1 protein-coding gene is annotated in these 1318 nt (G+C 33.9%); it reads left to right on the top strand.

What is annotated here, in order from left to right; translation table 11 throughout:
- The first annotated feature begins 145 nt into the window (after positions 1–145).
- Positions 146–310, top strand: coding sequence for a hypothetical protein (locus ADA55_RS29935; protein ID WP_176702860.1), 165 nt, complete (start codon positions 146–148; stop codon positions 308–310).
- The last annotated feature ends 1008 nt before the right edge of the window (positions 311–1318 follow it).

Here is a 1318-nt window from a genome sequence, read left to right as displayed (position 1 = left end):
AATACCTGTGTGATTTTCTAGCTTATGGCTAGAATCTGTTTCTTTTTCATGGATAACAGGGGCGGCTTTCTCTAAATCAAGCTGTTAATTTATGTTTAAAATCTTTCAATGTATGCTAGTGTAATGTCTAATTGGGAGGTGACTTATGGAGAAAGAAGAAAGTTCCCTTTACGTTAAATTAACGTTAGGATTATTGGCTGGGGTTTATTTTGAAATAAATAAGAACATTGAAAAAGGAATCATGTCTGATACTATGTATCATGAAATTGGATTAATGGAACAAACAACATTAAGAAGGGGATCTGCTTGAATACCTACAGGATAACGGATTACGTATTTGAAGCAGAGAAACTAAGAGGGACAACCATGCAACACTAAATCGAAACATAAGAAGTCCAATGATCATAAGGGATTCGAAATTTGTTTTCTAGTAATCATTGGAAATGTAAGCGCTTTCTGTTATAATGAAAATGGGTTGGATGGCATGTGTGGCTGTCATAGTATCTGGCGTAGGTGGGGCCGATACCGGGAGAGGACTTAGAGAACATATCCTTTTTTAGCTGAATAAAATAATACATAAACAATAAAAGTGAAAAACGATAGACCCTTTGGCTCCCAAAGGGTCTATTTTGGTGTAACTGCGAACAATATCGCAAAGTTTCGTCGGGAATACCAATAAAAAAGAAAAATTAAAGAGAAGGTTTCCTTCTCTTTTTTTATAACAATTAATAAAATAGGGGAACATGAAAGGGACATTGATGGTTTTTCATGTACCCACAAAAACACTAGACTTTGCCTAATCCAGCAACGTAGTTGGGGACAGTTTTTCCTTATGCTCTTTTCTCACTCTATTGCCTTTAAATCCAAGTTTCGTGTCTTACCAAAAAGGAGAGTTAAACAATGGATCTTTTTTTAAGAAACCTAGACCCAATAGCAGTAAAGGACTTTGATTAAATAGCAAAGAAAAAAATCCATTTCAAGACAAGAACTATTAAAATTCTATTATAAGGTTGCATATGAACCAAAGAGTGCTTTAGCTGAAGGTCGGAGCTGTCTTAAGGCAGCTTTTTCTTCTTTAATTAAGAGATGTTATTGTTTAATGAAAAATCTACTAATCTAGTATAATAGTTCATCTTTTGTCTATACTGTCTATTAATATGGTATAGATTGGAGAGAAACAGGTATGATCTTAACTGATGTGTGGGGTTTATATAAGGCAGATAAGCAAACCCAAGGATATTCTCAACAAACATTAAAAGCCTATTATGTCCAATTTAACTTGTTGGTGAATAGTTTTGGAAATATATCCATTCAAGAA

The organism is Bacillus sp. 220_BSPC, assembly GCF_001054655.1.
GTDB lineage: Bacteria > Bacillota > Bacilli > Bacillales > DSM-1321 > Peribacillus > Peribacillus frigoritolerans.
The sequence above is the reverse complement of the archived record's forward strand: the minus strand, read 5'-3'. Positions and strand labels throughout refer to the sequence as shown.